The organism is Cellulomonas sp. 73-92 (assembly GCF_001898175.1).
Classification (GTDB): Bacteria; Actinomycetota; Actinomycetes; order Actinomycetales; family Cellulomonadaceae; genus Cellulomonas.
In genome coordinates, this window is record NZ_MKTH01000035.1 from 14,951 (window position 1) to 35,478 (window position 20,528).

General features: G+C 74.9%; 17 protein-coding genes. 11 read left to right on the top strand and 6 right to left on the bottom strand.

The features are described 5' to 3' along the window. Positions 1–2: 2 nt before the first annotated feature. Entirely contained in the window at positions 3–743 is a 741-nt protein-coding gene (gene rnc / locus BGO37_RS17615; RefSeq protein WP_291757126.1) for a ribonuclease III, read from the top strand. Between the two features lie 6 nt (positions 744–749). Beyond that, a complete protein-coding gene (gene mutM / locus BGO37_RS17620) occupies positions 750–1,661 on the top strand; it encodes a bifunctional DNA-formamidopyrimidine glycosylase/DNA-(apurinic or apyrimidinic site) lyase (RefSeq protein WP_291757127.1) in 912 nt (303 codons plus the stop codon). 10 nt (positions 1,662–1,671) lie between these two features. Here the strand turns inward: mutM and BGO37_RS17625 are convergent, their stop codons facing one another. Then, a complete protein-coding gene (locus BGO37_RS17625; protein WP_291757129.1) occupies positions 1,672–2,613 on the bottom strand; it encodes an NAD(P)-dependent oxidoreductase in 942 nt (313 codons plus the stop codon). Between the two features lie 67 nt (positions 2,614–2,680). On the opposite strand from BGO37_RS17625, the gene BGO37_RS17630 reads away from it, so the two are divergent. Beyond that, positions 2,681–3,307: a response regulator transcription factor gene (locus tag BGO37_RS17630; RefSeq protein ID WP_291757172.1), complete on the top strand. Its 627-nt coding sequence runs from the start codon at positions 2,681–2,683 to the stop codon at positions 3,305–3,307. Positions 3,308–3,351: 44 nt separating this feature from the next. Beyond that, positions 3,352–4,044: a lysoplasmalogenase family protein gene (locus BGO37_RS17635; protein WP_291757131.1), complete on the top strand. Its 693-nt coding sequence runs from the start codon at positions 3,352–3,354 to the stop codon at positions 4,042–4,044. 3 nt (positions 4,045–4,047) lie between these two features. On the opposite strand, the gene BGO37_RS17640 is transcribed toward BGO37_RS17635, so the two are convergent. Genes BGO37_RS17640 through BGO37_RS17660 form a run of 5 tightly spaced genes read right to left on the bottom strand, consistent with a single transcriptional unit; the run spans position 4,048 to position 11,930 of the window. After that, positions 4,048–5,799, bottom strand: a complete 1,752-nt coding sequence (locus BGO37_RS17640; protein ID WP_291757133.1) for a GAF domain-containing protein — start codon at positions 5,797–5,799, stop codon at positions 4,048–4,050. Beyond that, on the bottom strand, positions 5,796–7,649 hold the full coding sequence (gene cydC / locus BGO37_RS17645) for a thiol reductant ABC exporter subunit CydC (protein WP_291757136.1): 1,854 nt from the start codon (positions 7,647–7,649) through the stop codon (positions 5,796–5,798). Before cydC ends, BGO37_RS17640 begins: the two co-directional genes overlap by 4 nt. After that, entirely contained in the window at positions 7,646–9,304 is a 1,659-nt protein-coding gene (gene cydD / locus BGO37_RS17650; protein WP_291757137.1) for a thiol reductant ABC exporter subunit CydD, read from the bottom strand. The genes cydC and cydD overlap by 4 nt, the downstream gene beginning before the upstream one ends. A 22-nt stretch (positions 9,305–9,326) precedes the next feature. Next, positions 9,327–10,433, bottom strand: coding sequence for a cytochrome d ubiquinol oxidase subunit II (cydB, locus tag BGO37_RS17655; RefSeq protein ID WP_291757139.1), 1,107 nt, complete (start codon positions 10,431–10,433; stop codon positions 9,327–9,329). Between the two features lie 15 nt (positions 10,434–10,448). Then, entirely contained in the window at positions 10,449–11,930 is a 1,482-nt protein-coding gene (locus tag BGO37_RS17660; RefSeq protein ID WP_291757140.1) for a cytochrome ubiquinol oxidase subunit I, read from the bottom strand. A 497-nt stretch (positions 11,931–12,427) separates the two neighbouring features. Between BGO37_RS17660 and BGO37_RS17665 the strand changes: the two genes are divergently transcribed. From BGO37_RS17665 to BGO37_RS17695, 7 genes are all read left to right on the top strand, one after another. Next, positions 12,428–15,463: a ribonuclease E/G gene (locus BGO37_RS17665; RefSeq protein WP_291757141.1), complete on the top strand. Its 3,036-nt coding sequence runs from the start codon at positions 12,428–12,430 to the stop codon at positions 15,461–15,463. A 139-nt stretch (positions 15,464–15,602) separates the two neighbouring features. Continuing rightward, positions 15,603–15,923 (top strand): 50S ribosomal protein L21, encoded by a 321-nt coding sequence (rplU, locus tag BGO37_RS17670; RefSeq protein WP_291757142.1) that lies wholly within the window; start codon positions 15,603–15,605, stop codon positions 15,921–15,923. A 37-nt stretch (positions 15,924–15,960) separates the two neighbouring features. Beyond that, positions 15,961–16,215, top strand: a complete 255-nt coding sequence (gene rpmA, locus BGO37_RS17675; RefSeq protein WP_291757144.1) for a 50S ribosomal protein L27 — start codon at positions 15,961–15,963, stop codon at positions 16,213–16,215. An 88-nt stretch (positions 16,216–16,303) separates the two neighbouring features. After that, positions 16,304–17,821: a GTPase ObgE gene (obgE, locus tag BGO37_RS17680; protein ID WP_291757146.1), complete on the top strand. Its 1,518-nt coding sequence runs from the start codon at positions 16,304–16,306 to the stop codon at positions 17,819–17,821. 19 nt (positions 17,822–17,840) lie between these two features. Then, positions 17,841–19,007 (top strand): glutamate 5-kinase, encoded by a 1,167-nt coding sequence (gene proB, locus BGO37_RS17685; RefSeq protein WP_291757148.1) that lies wholly within the window; start codon positions 17,841–17,843, stop codon positions 19,005–19,007. Positions 19,008–19,027: 20 nt separating this feature from the next. Further along, complete coding sequence (locus BGO37_RS17690) at positions 19,028–20,314, top strand: glutamate-5-semialdehyde dehydrogenase (RefSeq protein WP_291757174.1); 1,287 nt, start codon at positions 19,028–19,030, stop codon at positions 20,312–20,314. Positions 20,315–20,367: 53 nt separating this feature from the next. Beyond that, on the top strand, positions 20,368–20,511 hold the full coding sequence (locus BGO37_RS17695) for a hypothetical protein (RefSeq protein ID WP_291757149.1): 144 nt from the start codon (positions 20,368–20,370) through the stop codon (positions 20,509–20,511). Positions 20,512–20,528 lie beyond the last annotated feature (17 nt).

Sequence of the window (20,528 nt, forward strand, 5' to 3'; positions counted from 1 at the left end):
TCGTGAGCACCGCGGTCGCGCCGCTCCTGGAGAAGCTCGGTGTCCACCTGGACCCCGAGCTTCTCGTGCTGTCCCTGACCCATCGCAGCTTCGCGCACGAGGCCGGGGGTATCCCGACGAACGAGCGCCTGGAGTTCCTCGGCGACACGGTGCTCGGGCTCGTCGTCACCGAGCGCCTCTACCGCGAGCAGCCCGACCACCCCGAGGGCGACCTGGCGCGGATGCGCGCCGCCACCGTGTCGCAGCGCGCGCTGGCCGGCGTCGCCCGCGAGCTCGACCTCGGGAGGTACATCCTCCTGGGCAAGGGCGAGCTGGCCACGGGCGGCCGCGACAAGGACTCGATCCTGTCCGACACGCTCGAGGCCGTCATCGGCGCCGTGTACCTGACGCACGGCCTGGAGGTGTCGCGCGGGCTCGTCGAACGGCTCGTCGGCGCGACCCTGGCCCGGGCGACCGACCTCGGCGCCGGGCTCGACTGGAAGACCTCCCTGCAGGAACTCGTCGCCACCCTCGGGCTCGGCGTGCCGCAGTACGTCGTGACGGGCACCGGTCCCGACCACGCCCGCGTGTTCACCGCCGAGGTCGTCGTCGCCGACGAGGTCCGCGGTTCCGGGACGGGCACCGCGAAGAAGATCGCCGAGCAGGAGGCCGCGGAGGCGGCGTACACCGCGCTCGTCAGGCTGTCGACGCAGCACGAGGCCGGCCACGACGGGGCCGCGGCCGGCAGCACCGTCGCGGGCTGACCGGGCGTGCCGGAGCTCCCCGAGGTCGAGACGGTCAGGGCGGGCCTGGCCCGCCACGTGCTGGGCCGCCGGGTCGACGGCATCGCGGTGCGGGGCACGCGCGTCACGCGCCGCCACGACGGCGGCGAGGCCGACCTCGTCGGCCGCCTGCGGGGGCGCACCTTCACCGCGGCCGTGCGCCGCGGCAAGTTCTGCTGGCTGCTGCTCGACGAGCCCGGCGAGGCGGTGCTGTTCCACCTGGGCATGAGCGGCCAGCTGCTGGTGCGGCCGGAGGGGCACGACGAGCCCACGGCGCCCCACCTGCGGGTGCGCCTCGAGCTCGACGACGGCACCGCGCTCGACTTCGTGGACCAACGGACGTTCGGGTACCTCGCGGTGCCCGACCTGGTGCCGACCGCCGACGGTGGCCCGGGAGGGCTCGGGTCGGACGTGCCGGCGCTGCCCGCCCCGGTGGCCCACATCGCGCGCGACCTGCTCGACCCGGTCGTCGACCGGCGGGCCCTGGCGGCCGCCCTCCGGCGGCGGCGGACGGAGGTCAAGCGCGCGCTCCTCGACCAGACCCTCGTCTCCGGTATCGGGAACATCTACGCGGACGAGGCCCTGTGGCGCGCCCGCCTGCACGGGGCGCGGCCCGCCGACGCCCTGCGGCCGGTCGAGGCCGCCCGCGTGCTCGACGGCGCCGCCGCCGTGCTGGCCGATGCGCTGGCGGCGGGCGGCACGAGCTTCGACGCGCTCTACGTCGACATCGACGGCCGCTCCGGCTGGTTCGAGCGCGAGCTGGCGGCCTACGGGCGCGAGGACCTGCCGTGCCCCCGGTGCGGCACGCCGATCCGGCGCGAGGCGTTCGCCAACCGCTCGTCGTACTCCTGCCCGCACTGCCAGCCGCGACCGCGCAGGTCTGGGCGCACGGCCGGCTGAGGCCCGCCGGTCAGCGCACGACGAGGTTGCGCAGCGGCTCGCCCGCGACGAAGCGCCGGACGTTCTCCGCGATGAGGTCGGCCGAGCCGATGGGCCGGCCGCCGGCCCCGTGCGGGCTGACCAGGACGTCCGGCTCGTCCCAGAGCGGGGACGTCGCCGGGAGGGGCTCGGTCTCGAAGACGTCCAGCGCGGCGCCGCCCAGGTGGCCGGCGTGCAGCGCCGCGAGGAGCGCCGCCTCGTCGAGCGTCGCGCCGCGGCCGGCGTTGACGACGAAGGCGCCCGCCGGCAGGAGGCCGAAGACCTCCGCGCCGATGGCGTGGCGGGTCGCCGGCGTGGCCGGCAGCAGGCCGACGAGCACGTCGGTGCGGGGGAGCAGCGCGGGAAGCTCGTCGGCGGCGACCACCGGGTACCCGCCGCGCGGGCCGGCGTGGGTCGCCACGCCGGTGACGTGCGCGCCGAGCGCCGAGTACAGCCCGGCGAGCCGGGTGGCGATCGACCCGAAGCCCCAGATCGTCACGCGGGCGTCGAGCAGGGTCGTCACCGGGCCGGCGGGGTGCAGCGGCTGGGCGCCGCCGAGCTCGCCCGCCCAGCGGTGCTCGTGCTGCGCCCGCAGCATCGCCGGCACGCGCCGGACCAGGGACAACGTCAGCGCCAGGACGTGCTCGGCGACGGGGCCGTCGTGCAAGCCACGGCCGGACGTCACCGCGACGGACGGCGCGAAACCCGCGGCGAGGACGGCGTCAGGGCCGGCGGCCAGCGTCTGGACCCAGCGCAGCCTCGGCAGGGCGGCGAGCTCGGTGAGCGTGCCCGGGTCGAGCGTCCACACGACCAGCGCCTCGGCCTCGTCGGCCCCCGTGGGCAGCGGCGCGCCGGGGTGGTAGCGCAGCGCGCGCACCCCGGCCGGCAGGGCGGGCTCGTCGTCGATCGTGTCAGGCAGAAGGATGCTGGTCACGAATGGCTACGATGCCACGGTGACCTCCGCACCTGCGGGCGCTGATCGCCTCAAGCCCATCTCCGTGATGATCGTCGACGACCACGAGGTCGTGCGCCGCGGCATCGCCGAGGTGGTGGAACGCACGGACGGCATGACGGTTGTCGCCGAGGCCGGCTCCGTCGCCGACGGCGTGCGCCGGGCGACGCTCGTGCGGCCCCAGGTGCTGCTGGTGGACCTGCAGCTCCCCGACGGCACGGGCATCGACCTCATGCGGTCCGTGCGCGAGACGCTGCCGAGCGCGAAGGCCATCGTGCTGACGAGCTTCGACGACGACGACGCTGTGGCCGCCGCGCTCGACGCCGGCGCCGCCGCCTACCTGCTGAAGTCGGTGCGGGGCGCCGAGATCACCGACGTCATCCGGGCCGTGGCCGCCGGGCGCACGCTGCTCGACGAGCGCACCGTCACCCGCCGCCGCGCCGGCCACGAGGACCCCACCGAGAACCTCACGCCGAGCGAGCTGCGCGTGCTCGACCTCATCGGCGAGGGCCTGTCGAACCGGCAGATCGCCGACCGCCTGGGCGTCGCCGAGAAGACGATCAAGAACCACATCACGTCCCTGCTGGCCAAGATGGGCCTGCAGCGGCGCACGCAGGTGGCGGCGTGGGTCGCCGCTCGCAAGCACTCCGGCTGGCGCGCCGAGCCCGGTCGCTGACGACCGGACGGGCGTTTCTGCGGCACCACCCGTAGGGTCGGCGCGTGCAACGGCGCGCGATGCTTCCCTTCGTCGGCTACGGCCTGGTCGTGGCGGTCCACCTGGTCCTCCTCGGCACTGTGCTGCCCGGGCGGCTGGTGACGAAGTGGCTCCTCATGCCGGCGCTCCTGATGGCGGTGCTGCTCGTCGCGCGGCGCGGACGGCTCGTCCCGTCCCGGGCCGCCGTGCTGCTCGGCGCCGGCATCGTGGCGTCGTGGGCCGGTGACGTGCTGCTCGGCGTCTCGTTCGTCGCCGGGCTCGCCGCCTTCGCGGCGGCGCACCTCGCGTACGTCGCCCTCTTCGTCGAACCCGCCCGGACGCGACGTCCACCCTGGCCGGCGCTGCTCTACGTCGTCTGGCTGGCGGTCCTGGTCCCGGTCCTCTGGCCGCACCTCGGGTCGCTGGCGCCCGCCGTCGTGGTCTACGGCGTGCTGCTCGCGGCCACGGCCGCGACCGCGTGGGGGGTGAACGCGGCGACGGGGTGGGGCGCGCTGGCCTTCCTCGCGTCGGACAGCCTGCTGGCGTTCAGCCTGTTCTGGCCGGGCGTCACGACGACGTTCCCCGACCCGTGGCGGGAGCTGTCGATCATGGCGCTGTACTGCGCTGGGCAGGGTGTGATCGCGGTCGGCGTGCTGCGCCGGCTGCAGACCGGCCGCAGGCCCGTGGCCGCGCCCACCTCGTCGGCCGTGGCGCGGTAGCGCTCAGGCGAGCGGCGACTGCCAGGTGAGCATGGTGCCGCGGCCCTCCGGCGGCACGCCGAGCGTGAACGTCCCGCGGTGCTGCCGCGCCCTCGTCGCGAGGTTCCCGGTGCCCGACGAGCGCTCGCGGACCGCCGGCAGGCCGACCCCGTCGTCCTGCACCTCGACAGTCACGGTGCCCTGCGGGCCCTTCCCGGTGACCGAGACCCGCACGCGGACCGACGACGCCTGCGCGTGCCGTGCCGCGTTGGCGAGGCCCTCGCGGACGACCGCCACCACGTCGTCGGTCAGCTGGGCGTCCAGCCGCTCGTCGATGAGGTACTCGGTGTCGACGTCGTCGGTGTCGAGGCTGTTGCCGTCCAGCAGGATGACGAGCGAGGGCGCGAACCCCAGGCCGGTGCGGGCGAGCGAGGCCTCGCGGCGCAGCCGCTCGACGAGGCCGGTCGCCGCGTCGGGGTCGCGCAGCTCGTAGACGATGTGGCGGATCTGGCGCACCGACTCGTCGACGTTGTCGAGGGCCTCCTCGACGATGGCGGTGAGCTCGTGGGGATCCACGCCGCGGGCCGACCGGCGGCGCACCGTCTCCAGCTGCATGCCGGTGGCGAACAGCTGCTGGATCGCCAGGTCGTGCAGGTCGCGGGCGATCCGCTCCCGCTCGTCGAGCAGGGCCGCGACGTCCTGCGCGTGGCGGGCCTCGGCGAGGACGTAGGCGAGCGCGGCCTGCCCGGCGAACGACTCGGCGGTCGCCAGGTCGCCCTCGTCGAACGGCGGCTCGCCCACCCGGCGCAGCAGGATGAGGACGCCGACCCCGCGCCCGCTCGTCTGCAGCGGCGCGAACATCGCCGGCCCGAACCCGCGCATCACCTCGAGCTTCTCCGTGCGCGAGCTCGCCAGCGAGGGCGTCATGAGGCCCTTGCCCTCGTACTGGACGGTCCAGGCCCGCCCGCCCTCGGGCATCACCTGGCCCAGCAGCTTGTCGGCGTCGTGGCCGTCCGCGAGCTCGACGAGCAGCTCGCCGCCCAGCCCGGGCAGCGCGAGCGCGGCGGTGTCGGCGGCGGCGACCTCCTTGGCCGTGTGGGCGATGTGCTCGAGCGCCTCTTCCTCGTCGATGCCCTCCAGGAGCATCGTCGTGATCGCCTGCCCGGCCTGCAGCCAGTGCTCGCGGCGGGCGGACTGGGCGTACAGCTGCGCGTTGGCGACGGCGACGCCGGCCGCGGCCGCCAGGGCGACGATGGTCCGCTCGTCGTCCTCGCTGAACGGCGTCCCGTCGAGCTTCTCGGAGAGGTACAGCTGGCCGAACACCTGGTCGCGCACCCGGACCGAGGCGCCGAGGAAGGAGCCCATCGACGGGTGGTGGGCCGGCCAGCCCTTGAAGGCGGGGTGCGCCGTCAGGTCGTCGAGCCGCAGCGCACCGGTCTCGGGGATCTGGCCGAGCACGCCCTGGGCGTGCGGCGGGTGCGCCATCATCCGGGCGATCGCCGTCGGCACGCCCGTGTAGACGAACGTCACCGAGGCGCCCTGCTGGTCGAGCACGTTGATGGCGCCGAACCGCGCACCCGTCAGCTCCGCGCTGACCTGCACGAACCGCTCGAGCACCGCGGGCAGCTCGAGCTCGCCGGCGACCGCGAGGATCGCGGCCATGAGGTCCTGGAGCCCGTCGCCGGTCAGCGAGGGCGGCGCGGGGACGGCCTCCATGAGCACGCCGTGCTGGAACGGCGCGCCGACCCCACCGCCCCGACCCGGGACGTCGGTCATGCCCGTTCCCGGTGATCTGCCGTGACCCGCTCCCGACGCACGGCTTCACCGTAGTCGAGCAGACCGGCGGAGAGCTCCGCGTGCGTGCCACGGGCGGCGATGCGGCCGGATTCCACCCACAGCACCTCGTCGGCGGCCGCGAGCGGTGTGAGCCGGTGGGTGACGACGACGACGCCGCGCGGACCGCCCGCCGGCGTCCGGGGCCCCGCCAGCAGGCTGGTCACCAGGGCGTCCGCGGTCGCCGGGTCGAGGTGCTCCGCCGGCTCGTCGACGAGCAGCAGCGGTGCCGGGGCGAGCAGCGCCCGGGCGAGGAGGAGGCGGCGGCGCTCGCCGCCGGACACGGTGCGGGCGTCCGGGCCGAGCATCGTGTCGAGCCCGTCCGGGAGGGCGGCCAGCCAGTCCTGCAGGCCAGCGGCCGTCAGGGCGGCGGTCGCCTCGTCCGGCGTGACGTCGCCGCGCGCCACCCGCAGGTTCTCCAGCACGGTGGTCCCGAACACGTGCGCGTCCTCGGCGGTCACGACCACGCGGGCGGCCCGCTCGGCGGGGTCCAGCACGGTGGGCTCGTCGCCGTCGACGAGCAGGGTGCCGCCGGCCCGGGGGAGGAGCCCCGCGAGCGTGAGCAGCAGCGTCGTCTTGCCGGCGCCCGACGGGCCCACGATCGCCACCGACCGGCCGGGCGCGACGTCGAGGTCGACGCCCCGCAGCACCGGTGGCAGCCCGGGCCACCCGCAGTCCAGCCCCCGCGCGACGATCCCCGCCCCCTCCCCGACATTCACTTTCCTGACGTTCGGGTCGTGAATCGCCACCGAAAGTTCAGGAAACTGAACTGGCGGTCGGGAGGTGGCTGCCGGCGGCTCGGCGGTGCCCCTCGGCTCGGCGTCGGGTGCCGCGGAGTCGAGGAGCGCGAGGATCCGCGCCGCGGCGGCGCGCGAGCGCTGCACCGACACCGCCGCGGCGGGCAGCATCCCGGTGGCCTCGAACGCCGCCAGCGGCGTCAGCACGATCACCGCGAGCTCGACCGGCGCCAGCGCGCCCGACACGACGGCCGGGATGCCCGTGACGAGGGCGGCCGTGGCCGCCAGGCCCGTCGCGAGGATCCCGAGCCCGGCCGCGACCGCGCTGCTCGCCGCACCGGCGTCGACCGCGCGGGCCAGCCGTCGGTCGGCGTCTCGCAGCTCGGCGACGCGCCGCCCCACGCCGCCGGCCACCAGCAGCGGTCCGGCGTCGTCGAGGGCGGCGAGCGCGGCCGCGGACGCGTCGGCCCGCGCCGTCACGGCCCGCCGCTCGGACGCCCGGGCGCCGCGCGCGGCCAGCAGCGGCGCCACCACGCCGGCGAGCACGAGGCACGCCGCCAGCGCGACGGCCGCGGGGGGCCAGAAGAAGGCCATCGCGGTGACCGTCCCGATCCCCAGCAGCAGCGCCACCCCGGCGGGCAGCAGCCCGCGCACGACGACGTCGCCGACCGCGTCCACGTCGGCACCGACGCGCGCCAGGAGGTCGCCGCGCCGCACTCGCAGGGTGGCCTCGCTGCGCCCGGCGGCCAGCCGCGTGTACAGGGTGGTCCGCAGGTTCGTCATGCCGCGCAGCGCGACGTCGTGCGACACCAGCCGGTCGACGTACCGCAGCACGCCGCGCCCGATGCCGAACGTCCGGACGGCGACGGTGGCGATCGACAGCTGCAGCACCGGCGGCATCTGCGACGCCCGCGCGATGAGCCACGCGGAGACGGCGGCGAGCGCCACGGCGCAGCCGAGGGCCAGCGTGCCGGTGAGGACCGCCAGCAGCACGCGCCGCGTGTCGAGGCCGAGCAGCCGCACGGCCCGGCGGAGCGTGCCGCGCTCGCGGGTCATCGGGCTGCCGCCTCGACGGGCGTGACCGTCACCACGGAGTCGGCCGTGGCCACGAGCGACGGGCGGTGCGCCACGAGCAGCACCGTGCGGTCGGCCGCCCGCATCGCCGCCACGGTCGCCAGCACCACCCGCTCGCCCGCCGCATCGAGGTGCGCCGTCGGCTCGTCGAGCACGACGAACGGCGCGGGGGAGAGCAGCGCGCGGGTCAGCGCCACGCGCTGGCGCTGCCCGACCGACAGCCCGGCGCCCCCGGCGCCGAGCACGGTGTCCCAGCCGGCGGGCAGGCCGGCGACCACCGCGTCGAGGCCCGTCAGTGCGGCGGCGGAGGCCAGCGCCTCGTCGGAGGCCCCGGGCCCGACGAGCGCCCGCAGCGACCCCGGCTCCAGCACCGGCCGCTGCGGCAGCCACGCCACCTGCGGCCAGTACGTCGCGGGGTCCAGGTCCGCCAGGGCCACCGGCGCCGCGCCCGGCACGACGAGCGAGGCCGTCCCCTCGTCGGGCCGCAGCAGGCCGAGGAGCACCTCGACCGTCGTCGTCTTGCCGGCCCCGCTGGGCCCGACGAGCGCCGTCACCGTCCCCGGTGCCACCGTGAGGTCCAGCGCCGACGGCGTCCGGCCGCCGGACGAGCGGACGGTGACGCCGGTGAGCGCCAGGGTCGCGCGGCGCAGGTCCGGGCAGGGGACGGTGCCGACGGCGGGCACGGGGGCCTCGAGGACCGCGAACGCCGCCTCGGCGGCCGCGACGCCGTCCGTCGACGCGTGGAACTGCGCCCCCACCTGCCGCAGCGGCCAGTACACCTCGGGCGCCAGCACGAGCACGGCCAGGCCGGTCTCCAGCGTGAGCCCGCCGCCGACGAGCCGGAGCCCGATCGAGACGGCGACGAGCGCCACGGAGAGCGTCGTCAGCAGCTCGAGCACCATCCCGGACAGGAACGCGACCCGCAGCGTGCCCATCGTCGCCCGCCGGTGGGCGTCGCCGAGCGCCCGCACCCGCACCGCCGGCCCCGCCTGGCGGCCGAAGGCGCGCAGCGTCGGCAGGCCGGCGAGGAGGTCGAGCACCTGGGAGCCGAGCCGCGACATCGCGTGCAGCCCCCGCTCCGACCGGCCCTCGGTCATCCGCCCGATGAGGACCATGAAGATCGGGATCAGCGGGAGGGTCCCGACGACGATCGCGGCCGAGACCCAGTCCAGCCCGAGGACGACGAGGATCGTCGCCGGCGTCACGGTGGCCGACAGCACCAGCTGCGGCAGGTAGCGGACGAAGTACGGCTCCAGCGCGTCCAGCCCGCGGGTCGCCAGCGTCACCACCTCGGGGCCGCGCCCGGTGGCCAGCCAGCGCGGGCCGAGAGCGACGGCGTGCTCGACGACCCCAGCGCGCAGCTCGCCGACCGCCCGGGTGGCGGCGCGGTGCGCGAACCGCTCCTGCACGGCGACGACCGAGGCGCGCGCGACGACGACCGCCGCCAGCCAGCCGATCGCCGGCCGCAGGGACGCCAGGGTCGCCCCGTCGTGCGCGGCGCGCGCCAGCGCGTGCGCGAGCAGCAGGGCCTGCGCGACGACCAGCGCGGCGGTGACGATGCCCAGGCCGACGGTGAGCGCGAGGTAGCCGCGGGCCGATCGCGCGTACCGCAGCAGGCGGGGGTCGAGCGGCTTCACACCGCCGCCGGCCGGGTCGGGGTCACCGCGCCGGGTTGGCGTTCTCGAGCGCGAACGTCACAGGAGCCTGCTCCGGGATGTGCTGGACACCGATGCGCTTGCGGAACACCCAGTACGACCACGCCTGGTAGGCGAGGACGATCGGCGTGAAGATCACCGCCACCCAGCTCATCATCGTCAGCGTGTAGGCGCTCGACGAGGCGTTGTGGATGGTCAGCGAGTACGCCGGGTCGACGTTCGACGGCATGACGTTCGGGTACAGCGACCCGAAGATCAGCACCACGGCGGCGACGATCGCGACGGCCGACGCAACGAAGGCGCGGCCCTCCGAGCGCACCCGGGTGAACACCGTCGACGCACCCAGCGCCACCGCCGCCACCGCGAGGGCCGCCCACGTCCAGGCCTTGCCGGAGTACGCCAGCTGCAGCCAGATCGCCCAGACGGCGCCGACGACCAGGGCGACGACGCTCAGCCGGGAGGCCGCGGCCGTCGCGCGCTGGTGCAGCTCCCCGCTCGTCTTGAGCGACAGGAAGATCGCGCCGTGCGCGAGGAAGACGGCCGCGGTGAGCACGCCGGTCAGCAGGGCGAACCCGTGGCCGTTGGTCAGCAGGTCGAAGAAGCTCCCGGTGTACTGCAGTGTCGTCCGGGTGGTGGCGCCGTCGAGGTTGCTCACGGTGGTCGTCACCGGCTCGATCTTCAGGCCGGCGACGAGGTTGCCGAACGCGACCCCCCACAGCACCGCCGGTACCCACGACCCTCCGACGAGGCCCCAGTAGTAGGCCCGCTGCCAGCGCGGCGTCGTGATCTTGCCCCGCCACTCGAACGACACGATGCGGGCGATGAGGGCGACGAGGATCAGCAGCAGCGCGAGGTAGGCGCCCGAGAACAGGGTGGCGTACCACTCGGGGAAGGCGGCGAACGTCGCGCCACCCGCGGTGAGCAGCCACACCTCGTTGCCGTCCCACAGCGGGCCGATCGAGTTGATCGCGACGCGCCGTTCCTTCTCGTCGCGCGCGACGAACGGCAGCAGCATCCCCACGCCGAAGTCGAACCCCTCGAGGACCAGGTAGCCGGTCCACAGCACGGCGATGAGGAGGAACCAGATGATCTGCAGGGTCTCGTGGCTCATGGTGGGCGCTCCGGCTCAGTACGCGAAGGACAGGGGCTTGTCGGCCTCGTCCGTCCGGTTGGCGGGGTTGTCGGGGCTCGGGTCGACGGGGTCGTCCTCGACGCCGCCGATCGTGTAGCGGTGCATCAGGCGGTACCAGGCGACGGCGAGGACGCCGTACAGGAGCGTGAACACGACGAGCGAGATGACCACCGACACCGGCCCCACCTGCTGCGAGACGCCGCGGGCGGTCAGCTGCCAGACCATGTCGACGCCCTCGGGGTTGGGGTTGGGCGCGACGACCCACGGCTGGCGGCCCATCTCGGTGAACACCCAGCCGGCGGTGGACGCCAGGAAGATCGTCGGGAGCGCCCAGAGCGCCGCCCGGGACAGCCAGGGGCTGCCCGAGATCCTGCCGCGACGGGTCAGCCAGAGGGCCAGCAGCGCGAGCAGCCCGGCGAACAGTGCGAAGCCGATCATGAGGCGGAACGACCAGAACGTCACGGCGAGGTTCGGGACGTAGTCGATCCCCGCGCCGTACTTCTGCTCGTACTGCTGCTGCAGGTCGCGCACGCCGTAGAGGTGCGCGTTCCAGTCGTTCGTCGCGAGGAACGAGGTGACGCCGGGGATCTCGACGAACCGGCGGACGCTGTCGGGGTTGTTCGAGAGGTCGCCGATGGCGAAGAGCGTCATCGACACCCCGCTGCCGGAGTCCATGAGCCCCTCGGCGGCGGCCATCTTCATCGGCTGCTGCTGGAACATCAGCTTGCCCTGCACGTCGCCCGTGACGCCGACGACGGCGGCCGCGGCCACCATGACGACGAGCCCGAGCTGCAGGCCGGGCCGGTAGACCTCGCGCGCCTTCGTGGCGTCGCCGGCGCGCACCAGCTTGACCATCCACCACGCGCACACCGCGGCGACGAACGTGCCGGCCGTGAGGAACGCCGCGCCGATGGTGTGCGGGAACGCCGCCAGCACCGTCGGGTTGGTCAGCACCTTGGCGAGGTCGGTCATCTCCGCGCGACCGGTCTGGGGGTTGAACGTCGCGCCGACGGGGTGCTGCATCCACGAGTTCGCCGTGAGGATGAAGTAGGCGGACACGGTCGACGCGGCCGCGACGAGCCAGATGGTCGCGAGGTGCACCCGCTTCGGCAGCTTGTCCCAGCCGAAGATCCACAGGCCGAGGAACGTGGACTCGACGAAGAAGGCGATGAGGGCCTCCATCGCCAGGGGCGCGCCGAAGATGTCGCCGACGAACCGCGAGTACTCGCTCCAGTTCATGCCGAACTGGAACTCCTGCACGATGCCGGTGGCGATGCCGATGGCGAAGTTGATGAGCAGGAGCTTGCCGAAGAACTTGGTGAGCCTCAGCCAGCGCTGGTCACCACGGCGCACCCACAGCGTCTGCATGATCGCGACGAGCGTCGACAGCCCGATCGTCAGCGGGACGAAGATGAAGTGGTACACGGTGGTGATGCCGAACTGCCAGCGGGCCAGGTCCAGCGCATCTGCTGCCACGGAGGTCTCCGAACTCGTCCGGACGGTGGGCGGCGCACGTCCGGGGGCGGTTCTCCCTCGTGACCTGCACCTCAGCCCCAGACGCTAGGACCCCGGTCTCGTCGCATTCGGGACCTTCGTCCTACGTCTGTCGGGACGAACGTCCCATGACTTCGTGATGGTACTCACCATGTCGACGCCGCGCCGCGACCCCGTCCCGCCGGGCGGGGACCACGTCGTGTGCGATACTGACCGCGGCGAGGGGGCGTTCCACACCGCTTCCGAACCGGGCCGCAGCCCACCGCGCGTCGTGCGCGCCAGCCGCCGCCCCGTCCGACGTCAGCTCCCGATCGGAGCTACCCGGGCGGGCACCGCAGGCGCTGGCGCCGACCCGGGGGACCGTGGCGACAACGACGACTTCCGTCGCCGCGCCGAGGGCGTGAGCGACGACCGACCGGCCCGCGTGGCGCCGCGAGAGTGTGGGCGCGGCGGCTGTCGGGCACCCAGGAGCACCCAGCGTGACCGAACAGAACACCCCCGACATCACCGACGACACCACCGGGGAAGCGGTCGCCAAGCCGCGCCGCCGCCGCGCCACCCGTGCGGCCGCCCCCGTCGACGTGCCGGCCGAGCAGGCCGGGACGCCGGAGGCCGAGGCCCCAGCAGCCGCTGAGGCGCCCGCCGCGGTCGCCGAGGAGGCACCCGCCGCGCCGCCGCGCCGCCGCGCCAGCCGCAGCCGCAAGGCGGCGGCCCCGGTCGAGGAGGTCCCCGCCGAGCCGGTGGCCGAGCCCGCCACCGAGCCCGCCACCGAGGACGAGGCCGAGGAGGTCGTCGTCGAGGAGATCGTCGAGCCCGAGCCCGAGGCCGCGCCGGAACCTGTCGTCGAGGCGGTCCAGGAGCCTGCGCAGGCACCGCGCCTGGCCACGACCGCCGTGCTCTTCCAGGCGCCCGACCTGACGCAGGTCCGGCCGCGCCGCCGTCGGGCGACGGCAACCGCCGGCTCGCCCGAGGAGATCTCACAGGCCGCCCGTCACGAGGCCGAGACGGCCGTCGAGCCGGTGGCCGAGGCGCCGGTGCCCGACGAGGAGACCGTCGAAGCCGTCGAGGAGCAGCCCGCGAGCCGGTCGCGCTCGCGCTCGTCCCGCCGTCGGCGTGGCCGCGGCAGCGGCGCCCGTGACGAGGTCGCCGCCGAGGAGCTCGCCGAGCCCGTGGCCGACGAGCCGGGGGAGCCCGCGGACGAGGGTGTCGAGCAGGACGCGGGCGCCGAGCTCGCCGAGGCCGACGAGGCGGGCACGACGCCGCGACGCCGACGCCGGCGCGGTGGCCGTGGCCGCCGGGGCCGGGCTGACGTCGCTGCCGACGGGTCCGCCGACGACGCCGAGGTGGCGGACGAGGACGAGGAGGCGGGCGAGCCTGCCGAGGACGACGAGGCCGACACCGCCGAGGGGACGGCCACCTCGCGCCGCCGCCGGCGGCGGCGCCGGGGCGCCGCCCGGCCCGAGGGGGCGGCCGAGGCCGAGCCGCGTCGCCGCGACGAGGTGACCGCGCTGCGCGGCAGCACGCGCCTGGAGGCCAAGCGCCAGCGCCGCCGCGAGGGACGGGACGCCGGCCGTCGCCGCCAGATCATCACCGAGGCCGAGTTCCTGGCCCGGCGGGAGGCCGTCGACCGCGCCATGGTGGTCCGCGAGCGCGACGGCCGCACCCAGATCGCCGTCCTCGAGGACGGCGTGCTCGTCGAGCACTACGTCTCCGACCAGGCGGCCGCGTCGATGGTCGGCAACGTCTACCTCGGCCGCGTGCAGAACGTGCTGCCGAGCATGGAGGCGGCGTTCGTCGACGTCGGCAAGGGCCGCAACGCCGTGCTCTACGCCGGCGAGGTCAACTGGGACGCGGCCGGCCTCGAGGGCCAGCCGCGGCGCATCGAGCAGGCGCTGAAGAGCGGCGACTCCGTGCTGGTCCAGGTGACGAAGGACCCGATCGGCCACAAGGGCGCGCGGCTGACCAGCCAGGTGACGCTCGCGGGCCGCTACCTCGTCTACGTGCCGGGCGGCGGCATGACCGGCATCAGCCGCAAGCTGCCGGACACCGAGCGCAACCGGCTGAAGAAGATCCTGCGCGACATCGTCCCGGACTCCGCCGGCGTCATCGTCCGCACCGCCGCCGAGGGGGCGAGCGAGGAGGAGCTGCAGGCCGACATCGCCCGCCTCACCGCGCAGTGGGAGGCGATCGAGAAGAAGTCCAAGAGCGCCAGCGCGCCCGCGCTGCTGCAGGGCGAGCCGGACATGGCGATCCGCGTCGTGCGTGACATCTTCAACGACGACTTCTCCCAGCTCCTCGTCCAGGGCGACGAGGCGTGGGACACGATCTCGTCGTACGTCTCGCAGCTGGCGCCGGACCTGGCCGCCCGGGTCAGCAAGTGGACCGGCAACCTCGACGTCTTCACCGTGCACCGGGTCGACGAGCAGCTCGCCAAGGGCATGGACCGCAAGGTGTGGCTGCCGTCGGGCGGCTCGCTGGTCATCGACCGCACCGAGGCGATGACGGTCATCGACGTCAACACCGGCAAGTTCACCGGCGCCGGCGGCACGCTCGAGGAGACGGTCACCCGCAACAACCTGGAGGCCGCCGAGGAGATCGTGCGACAGCTCCGGCTGCGCGACATCGGCGGGATCATCGTCATCGACTTCATCGACATGGTGCTGGAGTCCAACCGCGACCTCGTCCTGCGCCGGCTCGTCGAGTGCCTCGGGCGCGACCGGACCAAGCACCAGGTGGCCGAGGTCACGTCGCTCGGCCTGGTGCAGATGACGCGCAAGCGCGTCGGCCAGGGCCTCGTCGAGGCCTTCAGCGAGACGTGCGAGCACTGCCACGGCCGCGGCTTCATCGTCCACACCGACCCCGTCGAGCGCGCCAACGGGCGGCCCGAGGCCGGTGGCCAGGCGGCGCCGGCGGAGGCCGCGAGCAAGCGGTCGCGCCGCAAGCGCGCCGCCGAGCCGGCCGCCGCGCCGCTGCCGGTGGTCCCGGTGCTGCCGGAGGCGCGGGAGGCCGTCAAGGCGACCCTCGCGACCATCGCGGCGGCCGCCGCCCACGCCCACGAGCACGACCACGAGGGCGAGCACGAGGGCGAGCACGAGGCGCTGCAGGCGCCGTCCGGGACCGCGCTCGAGGAGCACGCCCGGCTCGACGTGCTGGCCGAGCTGGCGGCGCACCTGCCCGTCGGCGAGCGGTCGGCGGCCGGGCCCGACGAGACCGTGCTGGCGTCGCTGGCGGAGATCGCCGCGTCGGTCGCCGCCGACGAGCCGCTCGCCGCCGACGAGCCGCTCGAGCTCGTGGAGGCTCTCGAGGTCGACGAGGCCGTGCCCGCCGAGGTCGTGCGCGACGACGGGGACGAGGTCGCGGTCGCCCGGGCCGTGGCCGACGAGGCCCCGGCTGACGAGGCCGACGGGTCCGACGTACTGGGGCTCGCACCGGTCGACCCGGCGCTCTTCGAGATCCCCGAGGACGCCCCCGAGGACGACCCCGACGGGGAGCCCGAGGGGGGTAGCGCGGTTTGACCGGGGACCTCCGGGTCCGTACCCTGGACGGTCGGCGCGTCGCGCCATTCTGGCGTGCCCGACCGAACCCAGTTCGCCGACGCAGGCAGTTGTGCGCGGGTTCGTCGAACGCCGCGAGTACGCAGGACTTCGAGCAGAGATGAGCAACAACGTGGTGTACGCGATCGTCAAGGCGGGCGGCCGTCAGGAGAAGGTCGCCGTGGGCGACATCGTCGTGGTCGACCGCCTCCAGGCGCAGCCCGGCGACTCCGTCACGCTCCCCGCGCTCATGCTCGTCGACGGCGAGAAGATCACCACCGACTCCGCCGCCCTCGCGAAGGTCACGGTCAGCGCCGAGGTCGTGCGCGACGAGCGCGGGCCGAAGATCGCGATCCTCCGCTACAAGAACAAGTCCGGCTACCGGCGCCGTCAGGGCCACCGTCAGGACCTGACCCGCCTCAAGGTCACCGCCATCGGCTGAGCCCTCCCGGGGCTACACGGATCTAGGAGAGTTCGACATGGCACACAAGAAGGGCGCGAGCTCCTCGCGCAACGGTCGCGACTCGAACGCGCAGCGCCTCGGCGTCAAGCGGTTCGGTGGCCAGCTCGTCAAGGCCGGCGAGATCATCGTCCGCCAGCACGGGACGCACTTCCACCCCGGCAACAACGTCGGCCGCGGCGGGGACGACACCCTGTTCGCGCTGGCCGCCGGCAACGTGGCGTTCGGCACCCGCCGGGGCCGCAAGGTCGTCGACATCGTCGAGCAGGCCTGAGCACACCAGCTCGTCGCGAAGGGGCGCACCGCACCGCCGGTCGCGCCCCTTCGTCATGTCACGATCACACTGAAGGAGGGATGGAGCCATGGCGACCTTCGTCGACCGCGTGGTGCTGCACGCCGCGGGTGGTGACGGTGGGGACGGCTGCGCCTCCATCCACCGCGAGAAGTTCAAGCCGCTCGCCGGCCCCGACGGCGGCAACGGGGGCAACGGCGGGTCGGTGATCCTCGAGGTCGACCCGCAGGTCACGACCCTGCTGGACCTGCAGCATGCCCCGCACCGCCGCGCGCAGCGCGGTACGCAGGGCCAGGGTGACCACAAGGACGGCGCGACCGGGCCGGACCTCGTCGTCGGCGTGCCCGACGGCACCGTCGTCAAGACCGCCGACGGCGACGTGCTGGCCGACCTGGTCGGCTACGGCACCCGCTACGTCGTGGCGGCCGGCGGGCGCGGCGGGCTGGGCAACGAGGCGCTGGCGTCCTCGCGGCGCAAGGCGCCCGGCTTCGCGCTGCTGGGCGAGCCCGGCGAGACCGCCGACGTGGTCCTCGAGCTGAAGTCGATCGCCGACGTCGCGCTCGTCGGCTTCCCGAGCGCCGGCAAGTCCTCGCTCGTCGCCGCGATGTCGGCGGCGCGCCCGAAGATCGCCGACTACCCGTTCACCACCCTCGTGCCGAACCTCGGCGTGGTGCAGGCCGCGCAGTCGCGGTACACCGTGGCCGACGTGCCGGGCCTCATCCCCGGCGCCTCGACCGGCAAGGGCCTCGGCCTGGAGTTCCTGCGGCACATCGAGCGGTGCGCGGTCGTCGTGCACGTGCTCGACTGCGCGACGCTCGAGCCGGGCCGCGACCCGCTGACCGACCTGGACGTCATCGAGGCCGAGCTGGCCGCGTACGCCGGCGACCTCGGCATCGAGGGCGGCCGCGTGCCGCTCATGGAGCGCCAGCGCGTCGTCGTGCTCAACAAGGTGGACGTGCCCGACGGGCGCGACCTGGCGGAGCTCGTCCGCCCGCAGCTGCTCGAGCGCGGCCTGCCGGTGTTCGAGGTCTCCGCGGCCACCCACGAGGGCCTCCGGCCGCTGACGTTCGCCCTGGCCGAGCTCGTCGAGCAGGCGCGGGCGGCCGCGCCGACGGCGGAGGCGACGCGCATCGTGCTCCGCCCGCGCGCCGTCGACGACGCCGGGTTCACGGTCACGCGGCGCGAGGAGGGCGGCAGCGTCTACTTCGTCGTGCGCGGGGGCAAGCCGGAGCGCTGGGTGCGCCAGACCGACTTCTCGAACGACGAGGCCGTCGGCTACCTCGCCGACCGGCTCGCCCGCCTGGGCGTGGAGGACAAGCTCCTCGACGCCGGGGCCGTGGCCGGCGACGAGGTCCGCATCGGGCCCGACGAGAACGCCGTCGTGTTCGACTGGGAGCCGACGCTCATGACGGGCGCCGAGCTGCTCGGCGGGCCGCGCGGCACGGACCCGCGCCTGTCGGAGGGCGACCGGCCGACGCGTGGCGAGAAGCGCACCGAGTTCAAGGAGCGGATGGACGCCAAGGCGGCGGCACGCGCCGAGCTGTGGACCGAGCGCGAGGCCGGCCACTGGTCCACGCCCGACGAATGACCTGGGCCGATGGGGGAGGATGTGCGCCGTGAGCGTCGCGCCCCTCGTCAGCCGTGACCAGCTGCCGTCGGCGCAGCGGATCGTCGTCAAGGTCGGCTCGTCCTCGCTGACGGACCCGGACGGCCACCTCGACCCCGAGCGGCTGCACGCGCTCGTCGACGTCCTCGCCGCCCGGCGGGCCGCCGGCCAGCAGGTGGTGCTGGTCTCGTCGGGCGCCATCGCCTCGGGGATGGCGCCGCTGGGCCTGGCCACGCGCCCCCGCGACCTGGCCACGCAGCAGGCCGCCGCGTCCGTGGGGCAGGGCCGGCTCATCGCCCACTACACGAGCGCGTTCCACGCGCACGGGCTCCACGTGGCCCAGGTGCTGCTGACGGCCGACGACACCGTGCGGCGCGGCCACTACCGCAACGCGTTCCGCGCGCTGGCGCGGCTGCTGGACCTCGGGGTCGTGCCGGTGATCAACGAGAACGACGCGGTGGCCACCGAGGAGATCCGGTTCGGCGACAACGACCGGCTCGCCGCCCTGGTGTCGCACCTGGTGCAGGCGGACGCCCTGGTGCTGCTCACCGACGTCGACGGCCTGTACACCGGCCCGCCCTCACGGCCCGGCTCCACCCGCATCGCTTCGGTGCAGGCGCCGGGCGACCTCGACGGGATCGAGGTCACGGCGCGCGGCTCGGCCGTCGGCACCGGCGGCATGGTGACGAAGCTGGAGTCGGTGGCGATCGCGACGGGCACCGGCATCCCGGTGGTGCTGACGTCGGCGGCGCAGGCCGCGGCGGCGCTGGCCGGCGAGGACGTCGGGACCTGGTTCGCCGCCACGGGCCGGCGCGCGTCGATCCGGCTGCTGTGGCTGGCGCACGCGGCGCGCCCGCGCGGACGGCTGCTGCTCGACGAGGGCGCCGTGCGGGCGGTCGTCGAGCGGCGCAAGTCGCTGCTGCCGGCGGGCGTCACGGCCGTGGAGGGCGAGTTCGAGTCCGGCGACCCGGTGGAGATCGTCGGGCCGGACGGGGTGACGGTGGCCCGCGGGCTCGTCGCGTACGCGTCCGACGAGGTGCCCGAGCTGCTCGGCAAGTCGACGAAGGTGCTCCGTGCTGAGCTCGGCCCGGGCTACGACAAGGAGCTGGTCCATCGGGATGACCTGGTCCTGGTCCGCCGGCGGGCGAAAGCTACCCTGGACGGGTGACCTCCTCCGCCCAGACGCCCGTGCTCGAGGAGCCGTCGTCGGCCGACGCCGCGGCGGCCGTCGGCGACATCGCCCGCCGCGCCAAGGTCGCGTCCCGCGCCCTGGCGACCGCCACCCGCACGACGAAGGACGCCGCGCTCGTCGCGATGGCCGACGCCCTGCTCGCTGCGCGCGACGCGATCCTGGCCGCCAACGCCGCGGACGTGACGCGCGGACGCACGCGCGGGATGGCCGAAGGGCTCGTCGACCGGTTGACCCTCACGGACACCCGGATCGAGGGCATCGCCGCCGCGCTGCGCGAGCTGGCCGCGCTGCCCGACCCGGTTGGCGAGGTGGTGCGCGGTTCCACGCTCCCCAACGGGCTGCGGCTGCGGCAGGTGCGCGTGCCGATGGGCGTCGTCGGGATGATCTACGAGACCCGCCCCAACGTCACGGTCGACGCGGCCGGGCTGGCGCTCAAGAGCGGCAACGCGGTGATCCTGCGCGGCGGGACCGCGGCGGCGCGCTCCAACGAGGCGATCGTCTCGGTGCTGCGTGCGGCGCTGGCCGCCGAGGGCCTCCCGGCCGACCTGGTCCAGTCGATCGACGCGTGGGGGCGGGGCGGGTCGATCGCCCTCATGCACGCCCGCGGCCTGGTCGACGTGCTGGTGCCGCGCGGCGGCGCCGACCTCATCCGCACCGTGGTGCGGGAGGCGAGCGTGCCGGTCATCGAGACCGGCGTCGGCAACTGCCACCTGTACGTCGACGCGGGCGCGGACGTCGCCCAGGCGATCGCGATCCTCCTCAACGGCAAGACCCAGCGGGTCGGGGTCTGCAACGCCCTGGAGACGCTGCTCGTCCACCGCGACGCGGCCGACGAGTTCCTGCCGCCGGCCCTCGCCGCGCTCGCGGCCGCCGGCGTGACCGTGCACGGCGACGAGCGCGCGCTGGCGTCCGTCCCGGCCGGGGCGCCCGCCGTGGCGGCGACCGACGAGGACTGGGCGACCGAGTACCTCTCGCTGGACATCGCGGTGCGCGTGGTCGACGACCTGGACGCGGCGCTGGAGCACATCCGCACGTGGAGCTCGGGGCACACCGAGGTGATCTGCACCCGCGACCTGGCCTCGGCCGACCGCTTCGTCGCCGAGGTGGACTCCGCCGCGGTCATGGTCAACGCGTCGAGCCGGTTCACCGACGGCGGGCAGCTGGGGCTGGGCGCCGAGATCGGCATCTCCACGCAGAAGCTGCACGCCCGGGGCCCGATGGGGCTCGCGGAGCTGACGACGACGAAGTGGGTGGTGCACGGGGACGGCCACGTTCGTCCTTGAGCGTCGCGCACGGCGTGAGAGACTGGAGACCCCATGGCATCCGAGGAGGAACCGTGCACGCTGCCCTGAGAGCCGCCGAGGCTGCCACGACGCAGCTGCCGTTCCCGCCGGTCGTCTTCGGCATCGGTGCCTTCGTCGGGCTCGTCGCCCTCCTCCTCGTCACGTACGCGTTCCGCAACGCGGGCTCGCGGCACTGAGGCGACCGTGCTGATCC